The sequence below is a fragment of the Nocardioides sp. DN36 genome (genome assembly GCF_055380375.1).
The window spans coordinates 1,690,559-1,713,956 of record NZ_AP043823.1; the positions used below are offsets into that span (position 1 = coordinate 1,690,559).

Below are 23,398 nucleotides of genomic sequence, written 5' to 3' on the forward strand. Positions count from 1 at the left end.
GGGTCACACCAGCCAGTGTGCCGCGTGGTCGGGGTCGGTGAGCGCCGGCCGGTCCAGCGCGAAGGTCGGCGACACGGTGTCGCGCTCCCGCGTCGCCAGGTCGGCGAGCAGCCGCCCGAAGGTCGGCGAGAACTTGAACCCGTGCGCGGCCCCCAGGCCCACGACGACCGCAGGGTGCCCGGGCACCCGGTCGAGCACGAAGTCCCGGTCGGGCGTGAGGGTGTACTGGCAGCGCAGCGAGCGAACCGGCCGCCCTGCGCCGGGCAGGATCCGGTGCACATGGTCGGACAGGAGCCTCAGCATCTCCTCGTCGACCTCGGCGCCGCGGGCGTCCGGGTCCACCGGTGGTCCGCCGCAGTCCTGGGCCGCCTTGACCGTCGGCTCGCCGTAGCAGGGGAAGCCGTAGAACGACGGCTCGTCCATCCAGATCCACAGCGGCAGCCGCCCGGGGTCGAACAGCACCGGCCGCTGCGGGGCGAAGTAGGTCGCCTGCTCGAGCGTCACCGTCAGCGGCACCCGGTGCCCGAGCCCGGCGAGCACCCGGTTGGTCCAGGCATCGGCGCAGACCACGACGCTCCGGCACCGGTACGCCGCCCCGCCCGCGGTCACCTCGATGCCGGCGGGTCCGAGGTCGCGGACCTCCTCGACCGGGGACCGGTCGCGCAGCACGGCGCCCTGCCGGACCGCCAGCTGCTGCATCACCCGCGTGCCCCGGCCGGCCGGCACGATTGCCGACCGCTCCTGGAAGAGCCCGACCGTCCCGTCGGGCAGCGAGAACTGCGGCCAGCGCTCGGCGACACCGGCGACGTCGAGCAGCTCGAAGCCGACACCGGCGGCGGTCAGGCTGTCGACGTAGTCGGCCATCGGGATCGCGGGTTCGGGCGGGAAGAGGTCGAGGCCGCCGACGACGGTGACCAGCCGCTCGCCGCTGTCGCGCTCGAGCCGCGCCCAGTCGTCGTACGCCTCGTGCGTGAGCCGGACGTATTCCTCGGTGTGGTAGCTGTGCCGCAGGATCCGGCTCGTGTCGTGGCTCGCCCCGCGGTCGTGCCCGAGCTCGAAGCGCTCCAGCCCGAGGACGCTGTGCCCGCGGCGCGCGAGCTGGTGGGCGGTCGCGCTGCCCAGCGCGCCGAGACCGACGACGACGCGGTCGAAGGTCTCAGCCATCGTGGTGCCCCGGATCCAGGCGGGGCAGCAGCCAGCGCCGGATGTCGGCGCTGTCGTCCTCCATCGGCGCGAACCAGCCGTGGGTGTAGGCACGCGAGGACATGCCGCGCTGCACCGACTCGCAGATCGCCCAGTCCTGCCGGTTCACCAGGTCCCACAGGTCCGCGGCGTCGGACGGGTCGAACGCCGGGTCCTCGACGGCCTCGCGCGCGAAGAGCAGGTGGCAGTCGATGCGCGTGCGTGCCACGTCCTGAGGGAGCAGCACGAAGGCCGCGACGTGGTCGGCCGAGCAGGAGAGCATCAGGTTCGGGTGGACCAGCTCGCCCTTGTGGCGGGTGCGCTCGGCCTCGGAGAGCCCGGGCAGCGGCGCCCGGCTCGTGGTGCCGGTCGTCGTGAACGTCCAGGCGCCCTCGCGGTGCGGGATGCCGTCGTCCCACTCCAGTCCGGCGCCGCCGCCACCGAACGCCGGCACCAGCCGGGTGAGCTCGGGGTGCACCGGCCCGCAGTGGTAGCACTCGTTGTAGTTCTCGGCGACGACCTTGTAGTTGGCGGCCACCTCGTAGGTCAGCGTCAGCCCGGTCACGAGGTCGCCCATCGCGTAGTTGCGCAGAGTGGCCGACGCCTTGCCCAGCACGTCCCCGACCGGCCCGGCCGCGGCCGGGGTGAGGTGCACCAGCACGAAGCCCTCCCACTCCTCGACGCCCACCGGGTGCAGCGAGAAGTCCGCCGGGTCGACGTCGTCGGCGTGCGGCGAGCGGAGCAGCTCGCCGGCCAGCGAGTAGGTCCAGGAGTGGTAGGGGCAGCGCAGCGCGCCGACCGCCGCGCAGGCGGGTGGCGCACCGGGCTGGGTCGGGACCAGCTGCGACCCGCGGTGTCGGCAGACGTTGTACGCCGCGTGCAGGGCGCCGCCCTCGTCGCGGGTGACCAGAACCGACTCCCCAGCCACGTCGACGACCGCCACCCGGCCGCCCTCGACCAGCCCGAGGTCACCGGTGCGCCCGACGCAGAACCACTCGCCGTGGAGCACCCGGTCCCGCTCGCGCAGCCAGGCCGCCGGGTCGACGTACATCTCCCGTGGCAGGGCGGCCTGCAGCGCGCTCACGCCAGGCTCCGGCTCTCCGGGGCGGTCCGCGGCCCGGTGGACGCGCGGAGCCGGGCGAGGTGGCAGGCGACGTGGTGCCCGGCCGGGTCGGCGGGGAGGATCTCCAACGGCTGCTCGCGGCAGCTGTCCTCGACGCCTTCGGCGGCGGCCGTCCCGTCCTGCAGCGCGGGACAGCGCGGGTGGAACCGGCAGCCCCCCGGGATCCGGGTCGGGTCGGGGATCTCGCCGGTGAGCACCACCGGGCGAAGCTCCTCCATCTCCGGGACCACCGAGAGCAGCGCCTGCGTGTAGGGGTGCTGCGGCGCCTGCAGGACCTCCTCGGTCGGGCCGGACTCGACGATCCGGCCGAGGTACATCACCGCGATCCGGTCGGCGATGTTCCACGCCAGGCCGAGGTCGTGGGTGACCACGAGCACGCCCAGCCCGAGCTCCTCGCGCAGCCGGAGCAGCAGCGCGAGGATCTCACCGCGGATCGAGGCGTCCAGGCTCGAGACCGGCTCGTCGGCCACCAGCAGCTCCGGCCCGACGGCCAGGGCGCCCGCGATCAGGACCCGCTGCCGCTGCCCGCCGGAGAGCTCGTGCGGGTAGCGCAGGAACAGCGCCTCGGGGGGTCGCAGCCCGGCCGAGGCCATCGCCGCCGCCACGAGCTCGGCCTCGGTGTGCCCTTCCGGGTCGCTCGCAACGATCCCGTGCAGGCGCAGACCCTCCGCGACCGACTCGTAGACCGTCTGGCGTGGGTTGAGCGCGCCGGCAGGGTCCTGCAGCACCATCTGCACCCGGCGGCGCAGCCCGCGCAGCCTCCGGGTGGAGTACGTCAGCGGCTCACCGTCGAGGACGACCTGCCCGGAGGCCGGGCGCTCGAGGCCGAGCAGGGTGCGGGCCACCGTGGTCTTGCCCGAGCCGGACTCCCCCACCAGGGCGACGACCTCGCCGGCGCCGACCCGCAGGTCCACGCCGTCGAGGGCCCGGGCGACGTTGCCGCCGCGGGTGACGAACTCGACGTTGACCCCCCGGGCCTCCAGCAGCGGACCTGTCATGACGCCTCCTCCACCCGGATGCACGCCGCCGACCTGTCGTCGCCGAACGACCGCAGCGCGGGCACGGCCCGGGTGCAGTCCTCGATGACCCGCGGGCACCGGGGTGCGAACGCGCAGCCGGGCGGCAGCTCCGCGGGGTCGGGGGGATCCCCCGGGAGGCCGGAGGGCGCGAACCGCGCCGCGGGATCGCCCACACGGGGGAACGCCGCGGACAGCGCGCCGGCGTACGGGTGCAGGGCCTCGCTGAAGACCAGCTTGGAAGGACCGGTCTCGACCACGCGGCCCCCGTACATCACCACGATCCGGTCGCACAGGTCGGCGAGGACCGACAGGTCGTGGCTGATCATGAGCATGCCGACCCCGAGCTCGTGCACCAGCGCCGAGAGCACGCCCAGCACCTGCGCCTGGACCATCACGTCGAGGGCGGTGGTCGGCTCGTCGGCGACGATCAGCCGGGGCCGGCAGGCCAGCGCCATGGCGATCATGACCCGCTGGCGCTGCCCCCCGGACAGCTGGTGAGGGTAGGCCCGGGCACGGGCAGCCGGCAGGCCGACCTGCTCGAGCAGCTCGCCGACCCGTGCCTTCACCTGCTTGTCGGGGACGTCGGGGGTGTGTACCTGGATCGGCTCGGCGATCTGGTCCCCGACCCGGCGGACCGGGTTGAGCGAGTGCAGCGCCCCTTGGAAGACCATGGACGCGCCCGCCCAGCGCAGGGCTCTCAGGTCGCCCCAGCCCATGGTGAGCACGTCCCGGCCCTCGAAGAGCACCTCGCCGGTGACCTTCGCGCTCTGCGGTTGCAGCCGCAGGATCGTGCTGGCCAGGGTCGACTTGCCGCAGCCCGACTCCCCCGCGATGCCGACGATCTCGCCGCTCGCCAGCTCGAGGTCGACGTCGCGGACGGCGGGGACGTCACCGGTCTCGGTGCGGTAGGTGACCGAGACCTCGCGCATGCTGAGCAGGCCGTTCACATGCCGCCTCCGCCGGCTCCGCCGGCGATCTGCATCGCCCGGCCTCCGCGCAGCCGCGGGTTGAAGACTTCTTCGAGCGCCTGGCCGATGAGCGTGAACGAGAGGACGACGAGCACCACGCAGATCCCGGGGGGCACGATGAACCACCAGGCGCCGGTGGTGATCGCGCCGACCGCGAAGGCGTCGTCCAGCATCGACCCCCACGACACCCGGGTGGGGTCGCCGAGCCCGAGGAAGCTCAGCGTGGTCTCGGTCAGGATCGCGATCGCCACCGTGAGCGTGGTGTTCGCGAAGACCATCGGCATCACGTTGGGCAGCACGTGCCGGCTCATCTGGTGCCAGCGTCCGGCGCCCAGGACGCGGGCCCGCTCGATGTAGGGCCGCTCCTTGATCGACAGCGTCTGGGCCCGGATCAGCAGGGCCGTGCTGGGCCAGGAGGTGATCCCGATGACGAACACGATGTTGGACAACGAAGCGCCCAACACCGTTGCCAGCACGATCGCCAGCGGCAGGAACGGGATCGCCAGGAACCACTCGGTGACCCGGAACAGGGCGGACCCGACGAAGCCGCCGAAGTAGCCCGACGTCAGCCCGACCAGCGTCCCGATCACCATCGAGATCAGGGTCGCGGCCAGCCCGACGAGGAGCGAGATCCGCGCGCCCCACAGCAGCAGGGTCAGCACCGAGCGGCCCTGGTCGTCGGTGCCGAGCCAGTACTCCGAGGACGGTGGCTCCAGCACACCGCCGGTCGCCTTGGTCACCTGGAGGCCCTCGGACGAGGCCAGCAGCGGCGCGGCCAGGGCGAGCGCGACGAAGACCACCAGGATCACCAGCCCGGCCAGCCCGGAGCGGTTGCGGCAGAAGAGACGCCAGCCGCGCGCGAAGGAGGCCCGTCGCCGCCGGCGGGCCACCTGGCGGGCCGACAGGACCGGGCCTGCGGTGGTGCCGTCTGCCGCCGTCATGTGCGCACCCGCGGGTCGAGGACCCCGTAGAGCAGGTTCGCGGCCAGGTTGGCCAGGATGACGCCGGCCGACACGACCAGGAAGACGCCCTGCAGCAGCCAGAGGTCGGGGACCTCGAGCGCGTCGACGCCGAGGAGGCCGAGGCCTGGGATGGAGAAGACGGTCTCGATGGTGATCGCCCCGGCCACGATGTAGCCCATGCTGATGGCGATGACGGTCGTCGTGGGCAGCAGCGCGTTGGGGACGGCGTGCCGGTTGCGGACCACGATGTCGCGCAGCCCCTTGGCCCGGGCGGTGGTGAGGTAGTCCTCGCCCAGCTCGTCGAGCATCGAGCTGCGCATGATCAGCGAGTAGTCTGCGAGGTAGGCCAGGGTCAGCGTGATCACGGGCAGCGTGAGGTGCCAGGCAGTGTCGAGCACCCCCGACAGGCTCGAGGGGTCGGCGTCGACCGAGTGCAGCCCGCCGGTCGGGAAGATGCCCGGGATGGGGCCCCACCCGACCGCGAAGACCGCGATGAGCAGCAGTCCCAGCCACCACTCGGGCATCGAGTAGAGCGTCAGGGAGGTGCCGGTGGAGGCCCGGTCGAACATGCTGCCGCGCTTCCACGCGCCCCGGATGCCCAGCCAGACGCCGATCAGGGTGGCCAGGATCGTGGAGGTGCCGACCAGCAGGATGGTCGGCCACATCCGGTCGACGATCAGCTCCGAGACAGGAGCCCGGTACTTCAGCGAGATGCCCAGCTGACCGTGCGCCAGGTTGGTCAGGTAGGTCAGGAACTGCTGGGGCAGCGACTCGTCCAGCCCGTAGGTCCGGTTGAACTCCGCGATCTGCTCCTGGTTCGTGAACCGTCCGCGGCCCAAGGTGCGTGCAGGGTCGCCCGGGATCACGCGGAAGAGGAAGAAGTTGAGCACCAGCATGAAGCAGAGGCTCCCGATCGCGCCGAGGACCTTCGTGAGGACGTACCTGCCGTACCCGTGGTGCCTCGCGCGCGGCCTCGGGAGGACGCTGCTCTCGGTCGCGGTGGCGAGGCTCATTCGCGCTCGCCGACCGTCGCGCGGCGTCGAACGAGCACGACGGCACCGGCCACGGCAAGGACGACCACAGCTCCGCCGGTCACCGCCCAGAACATCGTGTTGGAGCTGCTGCTCTCGGCCGGCGCCGTCGCCCCGATGGCACTCGTCACCCCGTCGCAGTCACCGGCCTGATCCGCCGGGCGCATCGACGTGTAGTTGTGCCCGCCGTACTGGATCAGCCAGACGCCGCCCGGGTCGGGCTGCGGCTGGAAGCACGCGAACCGGTCGCTGCGAACCGCCTCGCCGGTCTGGGGGTAGACGGTGACCAGGTACGGCGACTCCTCGAAGACCATCTCCTGCATCTTCTGCACCAGGGCCACACGCTTGTCGTGGTCCGTCTCCACGTGCTGCTTCTCGTACATCCGGTCGTACTTCTTGTCGCAGTACCACGAGTCGGAGTTGCCGCCGCGCGCGCCGCAGGTGAAGTAGCTGAGCACGCCGTCGGGATCGGCCTCGACGTACCAGCCCCACTCGAAGGCGTCGTAGTTGCCGTCGAGGATCACCTCGGTGAGCCGGCCGGAGGTGTACGGGACCACCTCGGCCTTGATGCCGAGCTCGTCGAGCCACTCCTTGAAGTAGTCCATGGTGTTGAGCGAGGTGTCCGACGTCGCGTCGCTGCGAGCCGCGAGGCGCAAGGTGCCGATCGGGCTGCCGTCGGGCATCGTCCGCAGCCCGTCGGAGCCCTTCTTGTAGCCGGCCTCGTCGAGCAGTTGGGCGGCCTCGTCCAGGTCGAAGGTGAACTCCTGGTCCGCGCTCGGCTCCCACCGCCACCCGGAGTACGACGGCGGAATGATCGTCTGACCGGGCTCCGCGGCGCCCTGGAACACCTTGTCCGCGATCAGCTGGTTGTCCAGCGCGTAGCCGAGCGCGTGCCGGAACTTCGGGTCCTTCAGGACCGGGTTGCCGTCCCCCTTCGGCTGGCCGGTCTCGGGGTCGACGGCGCCGGTGTTGAACGCGATCTCGTCGAAGTAGACCCCGTTGCCGAAGTGCGCCGTGATCCCCGGCTCCCCCTGGAGCGACTTGACCTGCAGGGGGGAGATGTCCTCGGCGAAGTCGATCTCCCCCTTCTTCAGCGCCTGGACCATCGGGTCCGCACTCTTGTAGACCCGCATCACGACCTCGTCGATGTGGGGTTTCGGGCCCCAGTAGTAGGGGTTCCTCTCGAAGCGGTACGTCGAGCCACCCGCCGTGCCCTCGACGAGCGTGAACGGTCCCGAGCCGACCACGGGCTGGCCGTTCTCCGGCTCCGCCGCGTAGCTCTTGAGGTCGTCGACCTTGACGTCCTTCCAGATGTGCTCGGGCACGATCGGGATGGGGAGCAGCGGGAGCGAGGCGATCGGCTGGCTCAGCTTGAGCACGACGTGGGTGTCGTCCGGCGCGGTCGCCGAGGTCGCGCCCTTGAGGTAGGGGCCGTAGGCGATGGCCCAGGGACCACCGTCGTCGATGATCCGGCTCAACGTGAACGCGACGTCCTTCGCCGTCAGGGGCTCGCCGTCGGACCACTTCACGCCCTCGCGGATGGTGAGGGTCCAGGTCAGGCCGTCGTCGGAGTGGGACCACTTCGTCGCCAGCTCGGGCTCGGGCGAGATGTCCTTCATCGAGTAGCCGATGAGGAAGTCGTAGTTCAGCGCCCACGCCTCGTAGGCCTCCGCCTGGACACCCAGGAAGGGGTTGAACGAGTCGACTTCGCTGAGGATTCCGAGCGTGAAGGTCGTCTTGTCGGCCGCCGCCGCCGGAGCCGCCGCGCCGCCCCCGATCGCCATACCGGGGATGAGGCACGCCAGCAGCAACGCGCCCGCGCCAAGGACGCGCGCAGGAGTACGTTGCGAGCCGTGACCCCGATCACGCCGCCCGTGGCGCCCACCGAGCCGTTCGAGCACCGCGAGCACGGGGTGAGCCGACCGGACCCCTACGCGTGGATGAGCCGCACGTCGCCGGAGCTGCTGGCGCACCTTGCCGCCGAACGGACCTTCTACGACTCTGCGTGTGCGCATCTGCACTCCCTGGTCTCCACCCTGCGGGCCGAGATGGTGTCCCGAGTTCCTGACGCCGACGTCTCCCCGACGTGGCGGCGCTCGAGGTTTTCCTACTACACCCGGCACGTCGCCGGAAGTGACTACGGTCAGTTGGTCAGGGAAATCCACGGTAATGAAACCGATTTGAAACAGATTTCGTCTCTGGCGGGCGCGTCTGGCTACGGATATCGCACATCTGCGGTAGGCACGGAGGTTCTGCTCGACATCGGGTCGCTCGCGGACGGCACGGGCTACCTCGACCTGGGCCTGACTCTCGTCAGCCCGGACGAGGACCTGCTCGCCTACTCCGTCGACACCACCGGCGAGGAGGTGTTCAGGCTGCGGTTCCGGGACCTGCGCACCGGTGAGGACCTGGCCGAGGAGGTCCCGCGGACCTACTACGGAGGCGCCTGGAGCGCCGACTCCGCGTGGTTCTTCTACACCGTGCACGACCAGGCCTACCGGCCCCACCAGGTCTGGCGGCACCGGATCGGGACGCCGGTCGCCGACGACGTGCTGGTCCTCGCCGAGCCCGACGAGCGGTTCGAGCTCACGCTGCGCGCCAGCCGCAGCGGCGCGGTCGTGCTGGTGCTCGCCGAGAGCCGCGACACCGGGGAGACGTGGGCGATCGACGCGCGAGAGCCCGAGTCGCCCCCGCGCTCGGTGGGTGGCCGTCGCACCGGCGTCGTCTACCGCGCCGAGCACGTCGCGGAGACGGACCGGCTGCTGCTGGTGACCGACGACGACGCCGACGAGCTGCGGCTGGTCTCCTGCCCGGTGCCGCGCGCGGGCGACCAGGACCACGGCGCCTGGGAGGAGGTGCGCCCCGAGGACCCCGCCGAGCGGCTCGAGCGGGTGGACGCCTTCGCCGGCCATCTGGTGCTGAGCCACCGGGCCGGGTTCGAGCACCGGCTCCGCATCGTCCCGCTCCGGGACCCAGCCGGCCCCGGCACCGTGCTGCGCAGCCGCTTCGCCGGCGGGTCGCTGCGGCTGGCGCGCAACACGGCGTACGCCGCTGCGTCGGTCGTCGTGGTCGACGAGGCGCACGTCGAGCCCCCGGTGTGGTCGGCGGTCGACCTGGTCACCGGCGCCCAGCGCGACGTCCACCGCCAGGAGGCGCCGGGCCACGACCCGTCGGCCTACGTCACCGAACGCCTGTGGTTCCCGGCGCCGGACGGCGTCTCGGTGCCGGCGACGGTGGTGCGGCGTCGGGACATCCCGCTGGACGGGACGGCGCCCGCGCTGCTCTACGGGTACGGCGCCTACGAGTACACCTTCGAGCCGGAGTGGGACCCCGGTCTCCCGAGCCTGCTGGACCGGGGCGTGGTCTACGCCCACGCCCACGTGCGCGGCGGCGGTGAGGGCGGTCGGCGCTGGTGGCTCGACGGTCGTCTCGAGCACAAGCAGCACACGTTCACCGACCACCTCGCCGTGGCGGACGGTCTCGCCGACGGGCTCGTCGACGGGACCCGCCTCGCCACACGCGGCCTGAGCGCCGGCGGGCTGCTCCAGGGCGCCGTGCTGAGCCAGCGGCCGGACCGCTGGCGCGCGGTGGTGGCCGAGGTGCCTTTCGTCGACGTCGTGAGCTCCATGCTCGACGCCTCGATCCCGCTGACCGTCAACGAGTGGGACGAGTGGGGCGACCCGCGGCGGCGGGCGGACTTCGACTGGATGCTCGCCTACTCGCCCTACGACAACATCCCGCCCGCAGGTGGGCGCCCCGACCTGCTGGTGACCGGAGCCGTGCACGACCCCCGGGTGATGGTGCACGAGCCGGCCAAGTGGGTGGCCGCGCTCCGCGCCTCCGACCCCGACTGGTCGCCGCGCTGCATGTTCCGCTGCGAGCTCGGCGCCGGGGCGCACGTCGGGCCGTCGGGCCGGTTCGGGCACCTGGCCTACGAGGCCGAGGTGCTGGCGTGGGTGCTGGACCGCCTCGGGGTGGCGTCGTGAACCCGCTGCACGAGGAGGTCGTCGAGGTCACCCGGCAGCTGGTCCGGCTCGACACCAGCAACGCACGCGAGGCGGCGCTCGGCCGCAGGCCCGGCAACGAGACCGCGGCCGCGGCGTACCTGCGTGACTACCTGACGGGAGCCGGCGTGGACTGCGAGCTGGTGGCGCGGGACCCCGACCGGGCCAACCTGGTCGCGCGGATCCCGGGCACCGGCGGGGCGCCGTCCCTGGCCTTCGTCGGTCACACGGACGTGGTGCCCGCCGACCCGCGCGACTGGACGCACCCGCCGTTCGCCGCCGTCGTCGACGAGGGCGGCTGGCTGTGGGGGCGCGGCGCGATCGACATGAAGAACGAGGTCGCCGCCCGTGCGGTGGCGATGGCCGAGCTGGCGCGCACGGGCTTCCGACCGCGCGGCGACCTGTGGCTGCTGGCCGTGGCCGACGAGGAGGACGGCACCGCCGACGTCGGCATGCGCTGGCTGCTCGAGTCCCGCCCGGACATCCGGCCCGACCTCGCGATCAACGAGGGCGGCGGCGAACGCCTCCCGCTGCCCGGCGGGCGCACCGTGCAGACCATCGGCATCGGCGAGAAGGGCACCTACCCGGTGCGGGTCGTCGCGCTCGGCGAGGCCGGCCACGCGTCCACGCCTGACATCGGCGACAACGCCGTACCCCTCCTCGGCGAGCTGCTGCGGCGGGTCGGCCGCGGCATGCCCGTGCGGGTGCGGTCGGCGCTCGTCGAGCGGACCCTGGAGCAGCTGCTGGACGAGCCGGTCACCGACCTCGACGACGCGATCGCCCGGGCGGCCGCGCTGCACCCCGTCCTGGCGCACGCGCTGCCCGCCCTGGCAGGCACCACGATGGCGCCGACGCTGCTGGTGGGGTCGCGCAAGCGCAACGTGATGCCGGCCCGCGCGGCGATGGAGCTGGACTGCCGGATCCTGCCCGGCACCACCGAGGCCGACGTGGAGGCCGCGGTCCGCGCCCGGCTCGGGTCGGACCTCCGGTACGAGCTCGAGTGGCCGGAGGAGCTGATCGCCGGCAGCGCGTCTCCCCCGGACTCCGAGCTCTGGGAGGCGATCGCCTCCGTGCTGGCCGCGGGCGGCGACGACGCCGAGCCGGTGCCGATGCTGAGCACCGGCTTCACCGACTCGGTCTACCTGCGCGCGGCCGGCACCGGGACCGCGTACGGCTTCAGCCCGTTCCGTGCCACCTCGGCCGAGGTGCTCGCGGCCGGCTTCCACAACGCCGACGAGCGGGTCCACATCGACGACCTGCTGCTGGCGGTGGACTTCCACGTCGACCTGGCGCGGCGGGTGCTGGGCTGAGCTGACTCAGACGATCGACGCTATGTTCTGGCTGACCACCTCCATCGTGCGCGCCAGCTCGTCGGTCGGGCTGAACTCGACCACCTCGGTGCCGGCGTACAGCACCGGTGTGTGCCCGGGTCCCACGTAGTAGGCGTCGCCGGCCTCGAACGACTCGTCGCCACGGCTGGTGTGGAACGTCAGCCGGCCCGCGACGACGTAGCCCCAGTGCGCGCACTGGCACCGGTCGTCCGGCAGCCCCTTGAAGAACGGCGACAGGTCGACGTCGGCCGTGTACTTCTCGAAGGCGACCGTGTAACCGTCGTCCATGTTCTGGAAGTGACCTTCGTAGCCCTCGACCTCGATGCTCTCGGCGGCCGTTGACCTCGATGCCCTGGACATCGCTTCCTCCATCTCTCCCCCGCGTGCTGTCGGGTCCCGAGATGCGGACTCCCGCCAGCGTGCGCGGGTGCGCGCGGGCCGACAAGGGTCACCCGGCCCTGCCGCGCGTCGGCCGTCAGTCGTCGGACAGGTTGATCTCGACCATCAGCTCGTCGGCCAGGCCCTCGAGCATCGAGCGCAGGGCGTCGGTGCTGGTCGTGGACGGGGCCGCGAGGATGGCCGTGGCCTCAAAGAGCCGTCCGCCGGCCATCGGCGCGTCGCGTACGTCGGTGCTGAGCTCCTCGATGCTGACGTGGTGGGCGGCGAGGGAGGCCGAGATCTCCGCGACGATGCCGGGACGATCGGCACCGAGCAGCTCGAGCAGGAGCCGCACCGCATCCCGCTCCCCCTGCTCGTCCGTGCGCTGCACCGTGATCTGCAGGCCCTGCTCCTCGAGCGCCCTGAGGTCGGCGACCAGGTCCTCGCTGCGTTCGTCGGCGACGGACACCACCACGATCCCGGCGAACTTGCCCGCGAGCCGCGCCATCTGGCTGCGCTCCCAGCTGCCGCCGTGCGCGCTGATCGGCGCCGAGAGCTCCGACACGAGACCCGGGCGGTCATCGCCGATGACCGTGAGGATGAAGGTGGCCATGTCCGCAGGCTAGGGGACCCTCGGGGCCCGCGTCTCGTGCGTGGCGGGTGGTTCGTCCGCAGCTCGGCCGGCGGTGGCTTCGGCTGGGCTCGGCTCGGCGTCGGGTTCGGTTCAGGTCGGCTTGAGTCATCGCCACCTCCCGGCTCTCCGGCTGCTTCCGGTGGCGGTGATGGCTGGCTACCGGGGAGGTCGGCTTCGGTCGGCGCCGGCTCCCGGGTTTCGGTTGCGGTTTGGTCACCAACCGCATCAGATCGGCCGGATCCGGTGCGGTCCTTGACCATTCGGCACCCATCCGACGAACGGCCTGACGGCTGGCGTCGGGTTCGGGCTCCGGCTCACTCCCGGCTCTCGGGTCGTCTTCGGTTGCGGTCCTGGCTGGCTACGGGGAGGTCCGCTTCGGCCGACGCCGGCTCCCGGGTTCGGGGTGTGCGGTTTGGTCACCAACCGCATCGGATCGGCGCGATCCGATGCTGTCTGTGACCATTCGGCACCCCTCCTGGGCGACCCGGCCGGGCGGCTGGCGTCGGGGTCGTGCTCCGGCTCGCTCCCGGCTCTCGGGCTGCCGTCGGTGGCGGTCCTGGCTGGCTACCGGTGAGGTCCGTCTGGGCCGGCGCCGGCTTCCGGGTTCGGGGTGTGCGGTTTGGTCACCAACCGCATCGAATCTGGCCGATCCGGTGGAGTCTCTGACCATTCGGCGAGGGTCCCTGCGGCTGCCCCCAAGAGCGCCGCCAAGGCGTTCAACTGGTCCTCGAAACTTTCTTCGGAAAGCATCTCGCTGAGCGAGATATCCACAGGTCAGGAGGCCGGGACTGTCGGTGCTTTCTGGTTGAGTCAGGTCATGGAGCAACGGCCGACCGACACGACGACCAGCCCCGCCGGGGTGGCCGCCGCCGCGGCCGCGCTGCTCACCCAGCTCGGCGAGGTGCTGTGGGCTGCGAAGACCAGTGACGAGCTGGTCGACGTGGTCGCCGCGCTGGAGCAGGTCCGCTGCCAGGTCGCGGCCGTGCAGGCGCCGGTGCTGGCCGAGATCGAGGCCCGCGGGGTCGCCAAGACCGAGCTGGCGTGGGGGTCGACCGCGGCGTGGTTCACCCACCTCGCCGGCCTGCACCACGCCGAGGGCCACCGCACCGTCCGCCAGGCCACAGTCCTGGTGACCGAGCACCCGACCACCCACGCGGCGCTGTCGCGGGGTGCGATCTCGCCGGAGCAGGCGTCGGTGATCGTGACCGCCGTCGAGAAACTCCCCCTCAACCCGACCGTCCGGGCCGCGGGCGAGGCCGCACTGCTGGGCGAGGCGGGCCGGTTGAACGCCACCGACCTGGCCACGGTCGGCAAACGCATCGCCGTCCTGGTGGACCCGGACAAGGCCGAACGGAAGCTCGAGGCCGCGCTGGACCGGGAGGACCGGGCCGCGCACCACCACCGGTACCTCGCGATCACCGAGGACGGCGCCGGCGGCATCCAACTCCGCGGCCGCGGCACGGTCGAGGACGCCGCCCTGATCAAGGCCGCCCTCCTCCCACTCACCAAGCCCCAGCCCGCCACCACAACCGGCGCCGGCGCCGGCACCGGCACCGGCACAGATGATGAGGATGACCCGGACTGCCAGGTCGAGAAGGACCCCCGCGATCACGGCGCCCGGTTGTGGGACGCGCTGGTCGAGACCGCCCGGCACGCCCTGACCACCGACCTCCCACCCGACTGCCACGGCGCCCGCCCCCGCATCGCAGTCACCACATCCCTCGACGTTCTGCGGGGCCGGATCGACTGGGCCACCCTCGGCAGCACCACCCCGGTTGGGGGTGTGACCGACGACGGTCTGGAGCTGACGCCGGCCGTGGTGAGGCGGCTGGCCTGCGACGCCGACATCATCCCCATCGCCCTCGGTGGCAGGGGCGAGGTCCTCGACGTCGGACGGGCACATCGGCTCGTCACCCCCGCCCTGTGGCGGGCCCTGGTCTGCCGCGACCGACACTGCGCCTTCCCCAGCTGCACCCGACCCCCGGTGATGGGCCACGCCCACCACATCACCCCCTGGTCGGAAGGCGGCGACACCAGCCTGGACAACCTGGTCCTGCTGTGCGGACACCACCACCGCACCGTCCACCACACCCCCTGGCAGGTCCGAATCAGCAGCCAGGACGGCAAGCCGGAGTTCCTCCCACCCCCGAGACCCGGCCACCCACCCGACCAGTGGACCAGATCAAGACCCCGACGCGAGTAGGCCAACCGTGCACCCGGGGCGGCGGCAGCAGTGGACGACACCGAGCTCGAGCACGCTCAGGGACCGACAACCACCTCAGCAGAGAAAGGGCGAAGGAGAGGCAGCCGGCCAGGAGTGGCCCGCAGCCGCGAACCGCGCGCAAGGAGCGTAGAAGCGAGCGAAGGCGCCGCAGCCGAGCCCAACCCCAGCGGCGAGGGGTCGGCGCCGCAGCGAAGCAAGCGACGGCGCACGGTCCGCGGCGAAGGGCCACACGAAGCCAGCAGCGAGCCACAGCAACAAGAGGGCCCGGCAACCGCCGGAACAAGGCCACCGCCGGAACAAGGCCACCCCCGGAGAAGGCCACCGCCGGAAACAAGGCCCGCGGGGGCCCAGACCGTCAGCCGAACCGCATCTCGATCTCAGTCAGGTGAGGATCCCGCAACCCGACGCAGTCGTACGCCCAGAACGGTTCGCAGTAGACGAGCGGACCCGTCATCCACGACTCATGGCCAGACAGGACGACGACCTGGAACGCCGCGTCCGGGATCCGCGGCGACGGACGGGTGAAGCCGTGAGCGCTGCCGCGCTCGAAGCCCCGCGCGCCGTAGTAGGCGGGCGAACCCTCGAGGAACAGCGCCGGGCAACCGAGGTCCTCGGCAGCCGAGACCGCCGCCGCGACGAGGGCGGTGCCGATGCCGCCGCGCTGGTGCTCCGGAGCGACCGAGAGCGGGCTCAGCACCAGCACGTCGACCAGCGCCTCGCGCGCGTCCACCCAGGAGTGGTTGAGCTGCACGTGCCCCACCACCCTGCCGTCGAGCTCGGCGACGAGGCTCGCGCGGACCTTGCCGGTGTCCTCCAAGGCGGACACCAGCTGTGCCACGAGGGGCCCCTTGTCGGCACCGAACGCCGAGGCGACGAGGGACAGGACCGCATCCCTGTCATCGGGGCGAGCGGGCCGCACGGAGATCGCGTCGGAGTGGGGCGGGTTCACGTCGGGGCGCGCTCCTTCGGTCTCGGGTCGGGTGGGGGGTGGGGTCGAGTCGGGCTAACCGGCGAGGAAGCTCAGCCGCACCTCGCGCTCCGCGTTGTCGACGTTGAGGTCCACCAGGCAGATGCTCTGCCAGGTGCCGAGCGCGAGGCGGCCACCCAGCACCGGCACCGTGGCGTACGGCGGCACCAGCGCCGGCATCACGTGCGACCGGCCGTGGCCGGGGCTGCCGTGCCGGTGCCGCCACCGGTCATCGGCGGGGAGCAGATCGTCGAGCGCGGCGAGGAGGTCGTCGTCGCTGCCCGCGCCGGTCTCGATGATCGCGATCCCGGCGGTGGCGTGCGGCACGAACACGTGCAGCAGCCCGTCGCCGCGACCGTCGGCGAAGCCGGCGCAGTCAGCGGTGATGTCCAGCACCGTCTCCCGGCCGCCGGTGCGAAAGCTGCGAGTCTCGGAGTCCACGGGCCGATCGTGCCACGACCGGCGCGCTCAGCCTGCCACGACCACGACGCAGCATCGGTCCTCGCCAGGGTCCAGCCTGGCCCGGACGCCCGAGCAGCCCAGCCCTTCGACCACGCCGTCGACGAAGCCGAGGTTGACCCCGCACACCAGCTCGGTGTGCGCCCGCGCCAGGGCGTCGAACGGGCAGTTGCGCAGGCACAGCTCGATGCCCGACACCGACGGCTCGAACCCCTCCGCCGCCAGGGCGTCCGCCGTACGGTCGAGCTCCGCGGCCTCGGCACCGTCGTACGCCGCACCCACCGCGTGGCCGCGGGACCACGCCTCATGCCCCAGCGCCTCGGCCATCGGCTCTCCGCCGAGGGTGCGCTCCGCGGCGGCGGCGAGGATCGATCCGACGAGGTCGTAGTTGCGGCGCGGCAGCGACACCGCGACCTCGCGCGCAGCCCGCCGGTAGAGCTTGGCGGGGCGGCCGGCGCCGGGGCCGCTGCGTCCGGTGAGCCGGCGGTACTCGACGTCCAGCAGCCCCTCCGCGACGAGCCGGTCGAGGTGGAAGCGGGCCGTGTGGCCGGGCACGCCGGCACCCGAGGCGGCTTCCTCGCGGCTCACCCCGCCGCCCCGTGCGACCACCAGGTCGTAGAGCCGTCGGCGCACCGGGTCGGCGAGGGCCGCGATCGCCTCGATCTCGTCGCCCATGCCGCCTCCCGGGGTCTTGACGCTGCCGGCACCACTCTCTAACGTGCAGTATATTCGCTTTTAGAAAGCAGGGGCAACCGGCATGACGCACATGGCACCCTCGACAGCCCGCACCACGGACACCGTCGACCGTTCCCGATGGCGCCAGCGAGTGGCGCAGGCGGCCCCAGAGGTGGACCTCGAGGCAGCGGAAGCGGCTGCCACGTCGATGCTCAGCGCGCTCGGCCTGCCGGTCGGGAGCGCCGACATGGTGGAGACGCCGCGGCGGCTGGTCACGGCGTACGCCGAGATGCTGACCGTGCCCGAGTTCGACCTGACGACCTTCGAGAACAGCGCCGGCTACGACGAGCTCGTCCTGGTCCAGGACATCCCCGTCCGCTCCCTGTGCGAGCACCACCTGCTCCCCTTCGTCGGCGTCGCGCACGTCGGCTACCTGCCGGACGACCGGATCCTGGGACTGTCGAAGCTCGCACGCCTCGTGGAGTTCTTCGCACGCCGGGCCCAGACGCAGGAGCGGCTGACCACCCAGGTCGCCGACCACCTGCTCGAACGCCTCGCCCCGGTCGGCGTGGGCGTGGTGATCGAGGCCGAGCACTCGTGCATGTCGCTCCGCGGTGCCCGTGCCCAGGGCGCGCGTACGGTGACCTCGACGCTGCGAGGCGCCCTGCGCGACGACCCGTCCAGCCGCGCCGAGTTCCTGGCACTGACCCGAGGAGGCACCCGATGACGGACCGCATCGTGATCGTGGGCGGCGGTCTGGCCGCCGGCACCGCCGTGACCGAGCTGCGTGAGCGCGGTTTCGACGGCGAGATCACCCTCGTCGCCGACGAGGCGCACCCGCCGTACGAGCGTCCGCCGCTGTCGAAGTCGGTGCTGCTCGGCGAGAAGGAGGCGGGGTCGGCCGTCCTCCACGCCGAGAGCTGGTACGCCGACAACGCGGTCGACCTGCGCACCGCCACCCACGTCGAGAGCCTCGACCTCGACGGGCACCGCGTGCACGCGGCCGGCGAGTCGATCCCCTACGACCGGCTGCTGCTCGCGACCGGGGCGCGGCCCAGGCGGCTGGCGCTCGCCGACGGGAGCGGCGGCTCGGTGGGCTACCTGCGGACCATGGAGGACGCGACCGGGCTGCGTGCCCGGTTCGGGGACGGGTTCCGGCTCGGCGTGGTCGGCGGCGGCTGGATCGGTCTCGAGGCCGCGGCCGCGGCGCGCACCTCGGGCGCCGAGGTGACCGTCTTGGAGTCGCTCGAGCTGCCCCTGCTGCGGGTGCTCGGCCCCGAGGTGGCCGGCGTGATGGCCGAGCTCCACCGCGCGCACGGCGTCGACCTGCGCACCGGCGTGCAGATCGAGGACATCAAGGGCAACGGCGAGGAGGTGCAGGTGCGGCTCGCGGACGGCAGCACCGCCGTCTTCGACCACCTGCTCGTCGGAGTGGGCGTGCAGCCCAACACCGAGCTCGCCGAGAGCGCCGGACTCGTCGTGGAGAACGGCATCCGCACCGACCGGCACCTGCGCACCTCCCACGCCGACGTGTTCGCGGCGGGCGACGTGGCCAACGCCGACCATCCGGTCCTCGGTCGCTCGCTGCGCGTGGAGCACTGGGACACCGCGATCCAGCACGGCAAGGTGGCGGCGGCCAACCTGATGGGCGGGTCGGCCGACGCCGACGCGATGCCGTACTTCTTCACCGACCAGTACGACTTCGGGATGGAGTACGTCGGCAACGCGGCGCCGGACGCCTACGACCGGGTCGTGCTCCGCGGCGACGTCGAGGGACGCGTGTTCACCGCCTGGTGGCTGTCGGGGAGCACGGTCCTGGCAGGCATGCAGGCCAACGACTGGGACGCCATCGACGACGTACGCCGACTGGTCGGCAGCCAGGTCGACCCGGACCGGCTCGCCGACGACCGCACTCCCCTGTCCGACGTCTGAGGGAAAGTCGTCCGACCGGCCGCCGCGTGGACCGGTGGGCGTGTAGAACGAGCGCATGGACGTGCGCTCCCTCGGCTTCCGGACCGACCTCGCGCTGCTGCAGCTCGGCGCCAGCAGTGTCGAGGACCACGGCACCCACCTGGTCGTGCGGACCCCCGACAACCCGTCATTCTACTGGGGCAACTTCGTGCTGCTGGCGTCGCCGCCCGAGCCGGGCTCCGCCGAGCAATGGCTGGACGTGTTCGAACGTGAGCTCCCCGAGGCACGGCACCGCAGCTTCGGGGTGGACGGCACCACGGGCAGCACCGACGACCTGTCGCCGTTCGCCGACCTCGGCTTCTCGACCGAGGCCGCGAGCGTGATGACCGCCCACGACGTCCACGAGCCGCCGCACCGCCACGCGACGGCCACCATCCGCCCGCTCGAGGGCGACGGCGACTGGACGCAGCAGGTGTCGCTGACGATGGCCGGCGAGGACGAGCACATGACCGAGCAGTTCGCGACCCGGAGGGCGGCCGCCCAGCGCCGCAACGTCGAGGCCGGGCACGGGGTGTGGTTCGGCGCGTTCCTCGACGGCTGGCTGGCCTCGTCGATGGGGGTGTTCACGGCCGCGGACGGTCTGGCGCGCTACCAGGAGGTGAAGACCCACCACCGCGCCCGCGGTCAGGGGCTGTGCGGGACGCTCGTCCACGCCACCGGCCGGTACGCCCTCGACCGGATGGGCGCCCACACCCTGGTGATGGTCGCCGATCCCGACTACCTCGCGATCCGCGTCTACCGGGCCCTCGGCTTCGACGACACCGAGACCCAGCTGCAGGCGATGCGCACGCCGGAGCTCTGACCTCCGCTCCCCGACCGGGCGGATGCCAGCGACCTAGCATGAGCGGGTGAGCGATTCCGGAGGCCGGGAGGACAGGGCCTCCGAGATCGCCCTCAACAGGGCGCTGTGGGCGGTCATGAACGAGCGGTTCACCGATGCCGCGGCGGCGGACATGTGGGCGCGACGCGAGGTGGTGTGGGGACTGTTCGCGGTGCCGGAGGCGAGCCTCGACGTCCTCGGCGACGTACGCGGTCTCGACGTGGTGGAGCTCGCCTGCGGGACCGCGTACTTCTCCGCCTGGCTCGCCCGGGCCGGCGCCACCCCGGTGGCCGTGGACCTGTCCGCCGAGCAGCTGACGACCGCGCGCCGGCTGCAGCGTCGGAGGGGCCCGACGTTCCCGCTGCTGCAGGCGGACGCGGAGCGGGTCCCGCTGGTGGACGCGCGCTTCGACCTGGTCGTCAGCGAGCACGGTGCCGCGGCCTGGTGCGACCCGGAGCGCTGGCTGCCGGAGGCGGCCCGGCTGCTGCGACCCGGCGGGCGGCTGGTGTTCCTGACCAACAGCCACCTGTCGGCCCTGTGCGTGCCGGCGGAGGAGGGCGTCGCGGAGGAGCGGTTGCTTCGCGGCCATCGTGAGGCCTACCGCATCCACTGGCCCGGAGGCGGCGTCGAGTTCCACCCCTCCCACGGGGACTGGCTGCGACTGCTGCGCATGGCGGGTTTCGTGGTCGAGGCGCTGCACGAGGTCTTCGCGCCACCGGAGAGCGGCGACCACCGCTTCTACGAGATCGTGTCGGCCGCGTGGGCGAGCAGGTGGCCGGCCGAGGAGCTGTGGGTGGCCCGGCGGGCGTGAGAGCACGCGGCCGGGGTCCCGGTCAGATGCTCGTGCCGCCCTCTCCCCCGTCGGGGTCGCGGGTGCCACCGGCGCAGGAGGCGAACGGCTCGGGCGCGGTGTGCCCGTCGCCGTACGCCTCCAGGAACAGAGGCAGCCGCGGGTCGTCGGCTCCGGTCAGTCGCAGCTGCGCACCCCACACGGTGACCACCACGGGCGCCGGCAGGTCGTCGTACGGCGTGAGCAGGCCGTTGTCGGGCAACGCGTCCGTGAGGGTCTCGACGTCGTCGCCGTCGAGTCCGGGCCGGTAGGTGATCCACACCGTGCCGTGCTCGAGGTCGTGCACGGCGTTCTCGTCGCGCACCGGCGCGTCGTAGGCACCGCAGTCGAGCCACTCGGGGTCGTGCATCCCGCCCACGGGCGGCACCTGCTCGTAGTCGACGTCCTCCGAAGTGTGGTCGCGTCGCAGGTCGGCGTACTCCTGCACGGCGTCGAGATCGGCCTCGACCGCCGGTTGGTCGCGGGCACGAAGCTGCTGGACCGCCACCGGCACGGCGACCGCGAGGGCCAGCACGACGAAGGCCGCGACCAGGGCGACCACCACGGGGACCTTGCTCCGGGCCGGTGGCGCGGGCGGGCCGGGCGGTGGCGGTCCCGGCGGTGGACCGTACGGCGGTGGCGCGGGCTGCGCCATCAGCCCTCCAGGAGCCGCTCGACCCGCTCGACCTTCGCGGTGAGCTGGCCCTCGAACCCGGGCCGGATGTCGGCCTTGAGCACCAGCCCGACGCGGGGCGAGACCGCGGCGACGACGTCGACGGCGCGCTTCACCACCGCCATCACCTCGTCCCACTCGCCCTCGATGTTGGTGAACATGGCGTTCGTCTCGTGGGGCAGCCCGGACTCGCGGACGACGCGGACGGCGGCGGCGACCGCCTCGGACACGCCGCCGGTCTCGTCGCCGGTGGTCGGGGAGATGCTGAAGGCCACGATCATGGGCCCCACCGTAGTCAGCGGGCACGAACTGCCGTCACCGGGTGAGCGAGGCGACCGCGGTGTCGAGGTCGGGGACGACCTGTCGCAAGCGTGCGAGAGCGTCCCGGGTCTGGGACTTCACCGTGCCGACGCCGATCCCGAGCGTCTCGGCGGTCTGCCGCTCCGTCAGGTCCTCGAAGTAGCGCAGCACGATCACCGCGCGCTGACGGGGCGCCAGCTGCGCGAGCGCCGCGCGCAGGGCCATCCGGTCGTCGTGGTCGCCCGTGCGCGACGGTCCGTCCGGCAGCACGTCGGTGGTCACCTCCCGCCAGCGCCGGCGCCGCCAGCGCGAGACGCTCTCCCGGGCCAGGATCCGGCGCAGGTACGGCTCGGGGTGGTCGGCGATCCGGCTCCAGTGCGGGACCGCCTTCACCAGCGCCACCTGCACCAGGTCCTCGGCGTCCTCGTGGCTGCCGGTGAGGAGGTACGCCGTGCGCAGCAGCGCCTGCCGGCGGGCAGCGACGTACTCCTCGAAGCCGGCCTGCCCGCGATCAGGGCCGGACACGTCGCCTCCAGAGGACCAGCGCTCCCAGCGCGACCAGCCCGATCATGACCGCGAGACCGGTGACCACGCGGGGGTCGGCGGGCGACGGTGGCTTCTGCGCGTGCACCGTGGGTGCGTCGAGCAGGTCGGTGGCGAACTGGAAGTTCCCCCAGTTGAAGTCCGGGAAGCGAGTCAGCACCTGCGATCGTCCGGTGCTCACCGAGACTCGGACGAGGCCTGCGTGCATCCCTCCCAGCGTCAGGCTGCGCCAGGCCACGACGGTGTCGTCGTCAAGCCAACCCAGCACGGCGAACGTCCCCCGGGAGCCGGGCACCTCGAGCTGATGATCGAGGTCGCCCGCGCGCATGCGGTTGGGGTTCCGTCCGTTCACGACGCGGGCCACCCGTTGCCCTGTGGCGTCGATCGCCACCGGGAGCAGGGCCCCACGCCTGAAGTCCGGAACCGCGAACGAGATCGGACGGTCGCGCGTCGAGTCGTCCACATGGATGAGGCTCATTCGTCCGCGGCCCTCGTCCGAGCGATCGACGACCAGGCGCCCGTGCCCGGCAGCGATGACGTCCGAACCGTCCGACCCGCCCAGGGGAAGCTCCGCCGGGGCCTGCCCCGGCTGCCAGGTCAGGACCGGGCCCGAGCGGTACCCACCCTGGTCGCGCTCTGGCCCGTCGTCCCCGGCGACGATCTGACCGGCGCCGAACACCAGGGTGTTGCGGTCGGCCCACGTCAGCAGCTCCGGTTCGAGCCCGTGCTCGGAGGCGAGGGGGTGCCGGACGACCTTGCCGGTGGTGGTGTCGAGCACGGCGACACCCGCGACCGGCTCGGAGCTGAACGATGTGTTGGGCGTCCCGGTGGTGACTCCCGTCGTCCAGTAGGCCACCCGTGTCCCGTCCGGGGAGAGCGCGATGTCGCTGGCGTGGCCCGGGTTGACGCCGGCCAGGTCGAGGAAGGTGTACTCCCCCGTTGCCGCGGAGACGCCCACGACCCCGGAATCCGTTCCGGTCCAGCGCCCGCGGTCTGCGCTGGTCACCGCGACCAGCCGGCCCGGTCGGTCCGTCGAGGGCAGCCAGGGGCTGGGCGTCCACACCCGGTCCGGCAGTGCGATCTTCCCGCTGGCCGGGGCCTGCGCGGGCTCCACGACCGACCGCTGCCCACTGACGGCGACGAGCAGGGTCAGCACCACCACGGCGGTCCCGAGAATCGCGAGCGTGCCCCTGCGACGGCGCCGGTGGTAGCGACGCCCCCGGTCCCAGAGTCCGGGGTCGGGCAGGGACGCGGGAGCGTCGTCGGCCAGGTCGGCCAGACGGTCGTGCAGCGTGGTCATCGGTC

The 23,398-nt window shown here is 72.6% G+C and carries 23 protein-coding genes; 7 read left to right on the plus strand and 16 right to left on the minus strand.

Going from position 1 to position 23,398, the window contains the following annotated elements; genetic code table 11:
• Positions 1-3: 3 nt before the first annotated feature.
• Genes solA through ACZ43H_RS09115 form a run of 7 tightly spaced genes read right to left on the minus strand, consistent with a single transcriptional unit; the run spans position 4 to position 8,069 of the window.
• The gene (solA, locus tag ACZ43H_RS09085) at positions 4-1,164 is read right to left on the minus strand and encodes an N-methyl-L-tryptophan oxidase (protein ID WP_464589534.1); all 1,161 of its coding nucleotides are present in this window, start codon (positions 1,162-1,164) and stop codon (positions 4-6) included.
• Positions 1,157-2,266 (minus strand): aromatic ring-hydroxylating oxygenase subunit alpha, encoded by a 1,110-nt coding sequence (locus tag ACZ43H_RS09090; protein WP_464589536.1) that lies wholly within the window; start codon positions 2,264-2,266, stop codon positions 1,157-1,159. The genes solA and ACZ43H_RS09090 overlap by 8 nt, the downstream gene beginning before the upstream one ends.
• The gene (locus ACZ43H_RS09095; protein ID WP_464589537.1) at positions 2,263-3,303 is read right to left on the minus strand and encodes an ABC transporter ATP-binding protein; all 1,041 of its coding nucleotides are present in this window, start codon (positions 3,301-3,303) and stop codon (positions 2,263-2,265) included. Before ACZ43H_RS09095 ends, ACZ43H_RS09090 begins: the two co-directional genes overlap by 4 nt.
• The gene (locus ACZ43H_RS09100; protein WP_464589538.1) at positions 3,300-4,271 is read right to left on the minus strand and encodes an ABC transporter ATP-binding protein; all 972 of its coding nucleotides are present in this window, start codon (positions 4,269-4,271) and stop codon (positions 3,300-3,302) included. Before ACZ43H_RS09100 ends, ACZ43H_RS09095 begins: the two co-directional genes overlap by 4 nt.
• Positions 4,268-5,233, minus strand: coding sequence for an ABC transporter permease (locus tag ACZ43H_RS09105; RefSeq protein ID WP_464589540.1), 966 nt, complete (start codon positions 5,231-5,233; stop codon positions 4,268-4,270). The genes ACZ43H_RS09100 and ACZ43H_RS09105 overlap by 4 nt, the downstream gene beginning before the upstream one ends.
• Positions 5,230-6,267 (minus strand): ABC transporter permease, encoded by a 1,038-nt coding sequence (locus ACZ43H_RS09110; RefSeq protein WP_464589542.1) that lies wholly within the window; start codon positions 6,265-6,267, stop codon positions 5,230-5,232. The genes ACZ43H_RS09105 and ACZ43H_RS09110 overlap by 4 nt, the downstream gene beginning before the upstream one ends.
• Entirely contained in the window at positions 6,264-8,069 is a 1,806-nt protein-coding gene (locus ACZ43H_RS09115; protein WP_464589544.1) for an ABC transporter substrate-binding protein, read from the minus strand. The genes ACZ43H_RS09110 and ACZ43H_RS09115 overlap by 4 nt, the downstream gene beginning before the upstream one ends.
• Positions 8,070-8,138: 69 nt before the next feature.
• On the opposite strand from ACZ43H_RS09115, the gene ACZ43H_RS09120 reads away from it, so the two are divergent.
• Together ACZ43H_RS09120 and ACZ43H_RS09125 are read left to right on the plus strand one after the other, a co-directional pair.
• Positions 8,139-10,271, plus strand: a complete 2,133-nt coding sequence (locus ACZ43H_RS09120; protein WP_464589546.1) for a prolyl oligopeptidase family serine peptidase — start codon at positions 8,139-8,141, stop codon at positions 10,269-10,271.
• Positions 10,268-11,599, plus strand: a complete 1,332-nt coding sequence (locus tag ACZ43H_RS09125; RefSeq protein WP_464589548.1) for a M20/M25/M40 family metallo-hydrolase — start codon at positions 10,268-10,270, stop codon at positions 11,597-11,599. Before ACZ43H_RS09120 ends, ACZ43H_RS09125 begins: the two co-directional genes overlap by 4 nt.
• 6 nt (positions 11,600-11,605) lie before the next feature.
• Here ACZ43H_RS09125 and ACZ43H_RS09130 read toward each other — a convergent pair whose 3' ends face one another.
• Together ACZ43H_RS09130 and ACZ43H_RS09135 are read right to left on the minus strand one after the other, a co-directional pair.
• Complete coding sequence (locus tag ACZ43H_RS09130; RefSeq protein WP_464589550.1) at positions 11,606-11,980, minus strand: cupin domain-containing protein; 375 nt, start codon at positions 11,978-11,980, stop codon at positions 11,606-11,608.
• A 115-nt stretch (positions 11,981-12,095) separates the two neighbouring features.
• The gene (locus tag ACZ43H_RS09135; protein WP_464589551.1) at positions 12,096-12,611 is read right to left on the minus strand and encodes a glycine cleavage system transcriptional repressor; all 516 of its coding nucleotides are present in this window, start codon (positions 12,609-12,611) and stop codon (positions 12,096-12,098) included.
• A gap of 838 nt (positions 12,612-13,449) precedes the next feature.
• On the opposite strand from ACZ43H_RS09135, the gene ACZ43H_RS09140 reads away from it, so the two are divergent.
• Positions 13,450-14,835: an HNH endonuclease signature motif containing protein gene (locus ACZ43H_RS09140; RefSeq protein WP_464589553.1), complete on the plus strand. Its 1,386-nt coding sequence runs from the start codon at positions 13,450-13,452 to the stop codon at positions 14,833-14,835.
• 376 nt (positions 14,836-15,211) lie between these two features.
• Here the strand turns inward: ACZ43H_RS09140 and ACZ43H_RS09145 are convergent, their stop codons facing one another.
• The 3 genes from ACZ43H_RS09145 to ACZ43H_RS09155 are packed head-to-tail and all read right to left on the minus strand — an operon-like array spanning position 15,212 to position 16,957.
• On the minus strand, positions 15,212-15,805 hold the full coding sequence (locus ACZ43H_RS09145) for a GNAT family N-acetyltransferase (RefSeq protein ID WP_464589554.1): 594 nt from the start codon (positions 15,803-15,805) through the stop codon (positions 15,212-15,214).
• A gap of 54 nt (positions 15,806-15,859) precedes the next feature.
• The gene (locus ACZ43H_RS09150) at positions 15,860-16,264 is read right to left on the minus strand and encodes a YjbQ family protein (RefSeq protein WP_464589556.1); all 405 of its coding nucleotides are present in this window, start codon (positions 16,262-16,264) and stop codon (positions 15,860-15,862) included.
• A 27-nt stretch (positions 16,265-16,291) separates the two neighbouring features.
• Positions 16,292-16,957, minus strand: coding sequence for a helix-turn-helix transcriptional regulator (locus ACZ43H_RS09155; protein ID WP_464589557.1), 666 nt, complete (start codon positions 16,955-16,957; stop codon positions 16,292-16,294).
• A gap of 82 nt (positions 16,958-17,039) precedes the next feature.
• On the opposite strand from ACZ43H_RS09155, the gene folE reads away from it, so the two are divergent.
• The 4 genes from folE to ACZ43H_RS09175 are packed head-to-tail and all read left to right on the plus strand — an operon-like array spanning position 17,040 to position 20,559.
• Entirely contained in the window at positions 17,040-17,684 is a 645-nt protein-coding gene (folE, locus tag ACZ43H_RS09160) for a GTP cyclohydrolase I (protein WP_464589559.1), read from the plus strand.
• Positions 17,681-18,889, plus strand: a complete 1,209-nt coding sequence (locus tag ACZ43H_RS09165) for an NAD(P)/FAD-dependent oxidoreductase (RefSeq protein WP_464589561.1) — start codon at positions 17,681-17,683, stop codon at positions 18,887-18,889. Before folE ends, ACZ43H_RS09165 begins: the two co-directional genes overlap by 4 nt.
• A 55-nt stretch (positions 18,890-18,944) precedes the next feature.
• A complete protein-coding gene (locus ACZ43H_RS09170; protein WP_464589563.1) occupies positions 18,945-19,730 on the plus strand; it encodes a GNAT family N-acetyltransferase in 786 nt (261 codons plus the stop codon).
• 46 nt (positions 19,731-19,776) lie between these two features.
• Positions 19,777-20,559 carry a class I SAM-dependent methyltransferase gene (locus ACZ43H_RS09175; RefSeq protein ID WP_464589565.1) on the plus strand — a complete coding sequence of 261 codons (783 nt, stop codon included), beginning with the start codon at positions 19,777-19,779 and terminating at the stop codon, positions 20,557-20,559.
• A gap of 22 nt (positions 20,560-20,581) precedes the next feature.
• On the opposite strand, the gene ACZ43H_RS09180 is transcribed toward ACZ43H_RS09175, so the two are convergent.
• The 4 genes from ACZ43H_RS09180 to ACZ43H_RS09195 all read right to left on the minus strand — a co-directional run bounded on the left by ACZ43H_RS09180 (position 20,582) and on the right by ACZ43H_RS09195 (position 23,393).
• Positions 20,582-21,142 (minus strand): DUF3105 domain-containing protein, encoded by a 561-nt coding sequence (locus ACZ43H_RS09180; RefSeq protein WP_464589566.1) that lies wholly within the window; start codon positions 21,140-21,142, stop codon positions 20,582-20,584.
• An 89-nt stretch (positions 21,143-21,231) separates the two neighbouring features.
• Positions 21,232-21,531, minus strand: a complete 300-nt coding sequence (locus ACZ43H_RS09185) for a thiamine-binding protein (RefSeq protein ID WP_464589568.1) — start codon at positions 21,529-21,531, stop codon at positions 21,232-21,234.
• A 34-nt stretch (positions 21,532-21,565) separates the two neighbouring features.
• Complete coding sequence (locus ACZ43H_RS09190) at positions 21,566-22,075, minus strand: SigE family RNA polymerase sigma factor (protein WP_464589570.1); 510 nt, start codon at positions 22,073-22,075, stop codon at positions 21,566-21,568.
• Positions 22,062-23,393, minus strand: coding sequence for a hypothetical protein (locus tag ACZ43H_RS09195; RefSeq protein WP_464589572.1), 1,332 nt, complete (start codon positions 23,391-23,393; stop codon positions 22,062-22,064). The genes ACZ43H_RS09190 and ACZ43H_RS09195 overlap by 14 nt, the downstream gene beginning before the upstream one ends.
• Between the last annotated feature and the right edge of the window lie 5 nt (positions 23,394-23,398).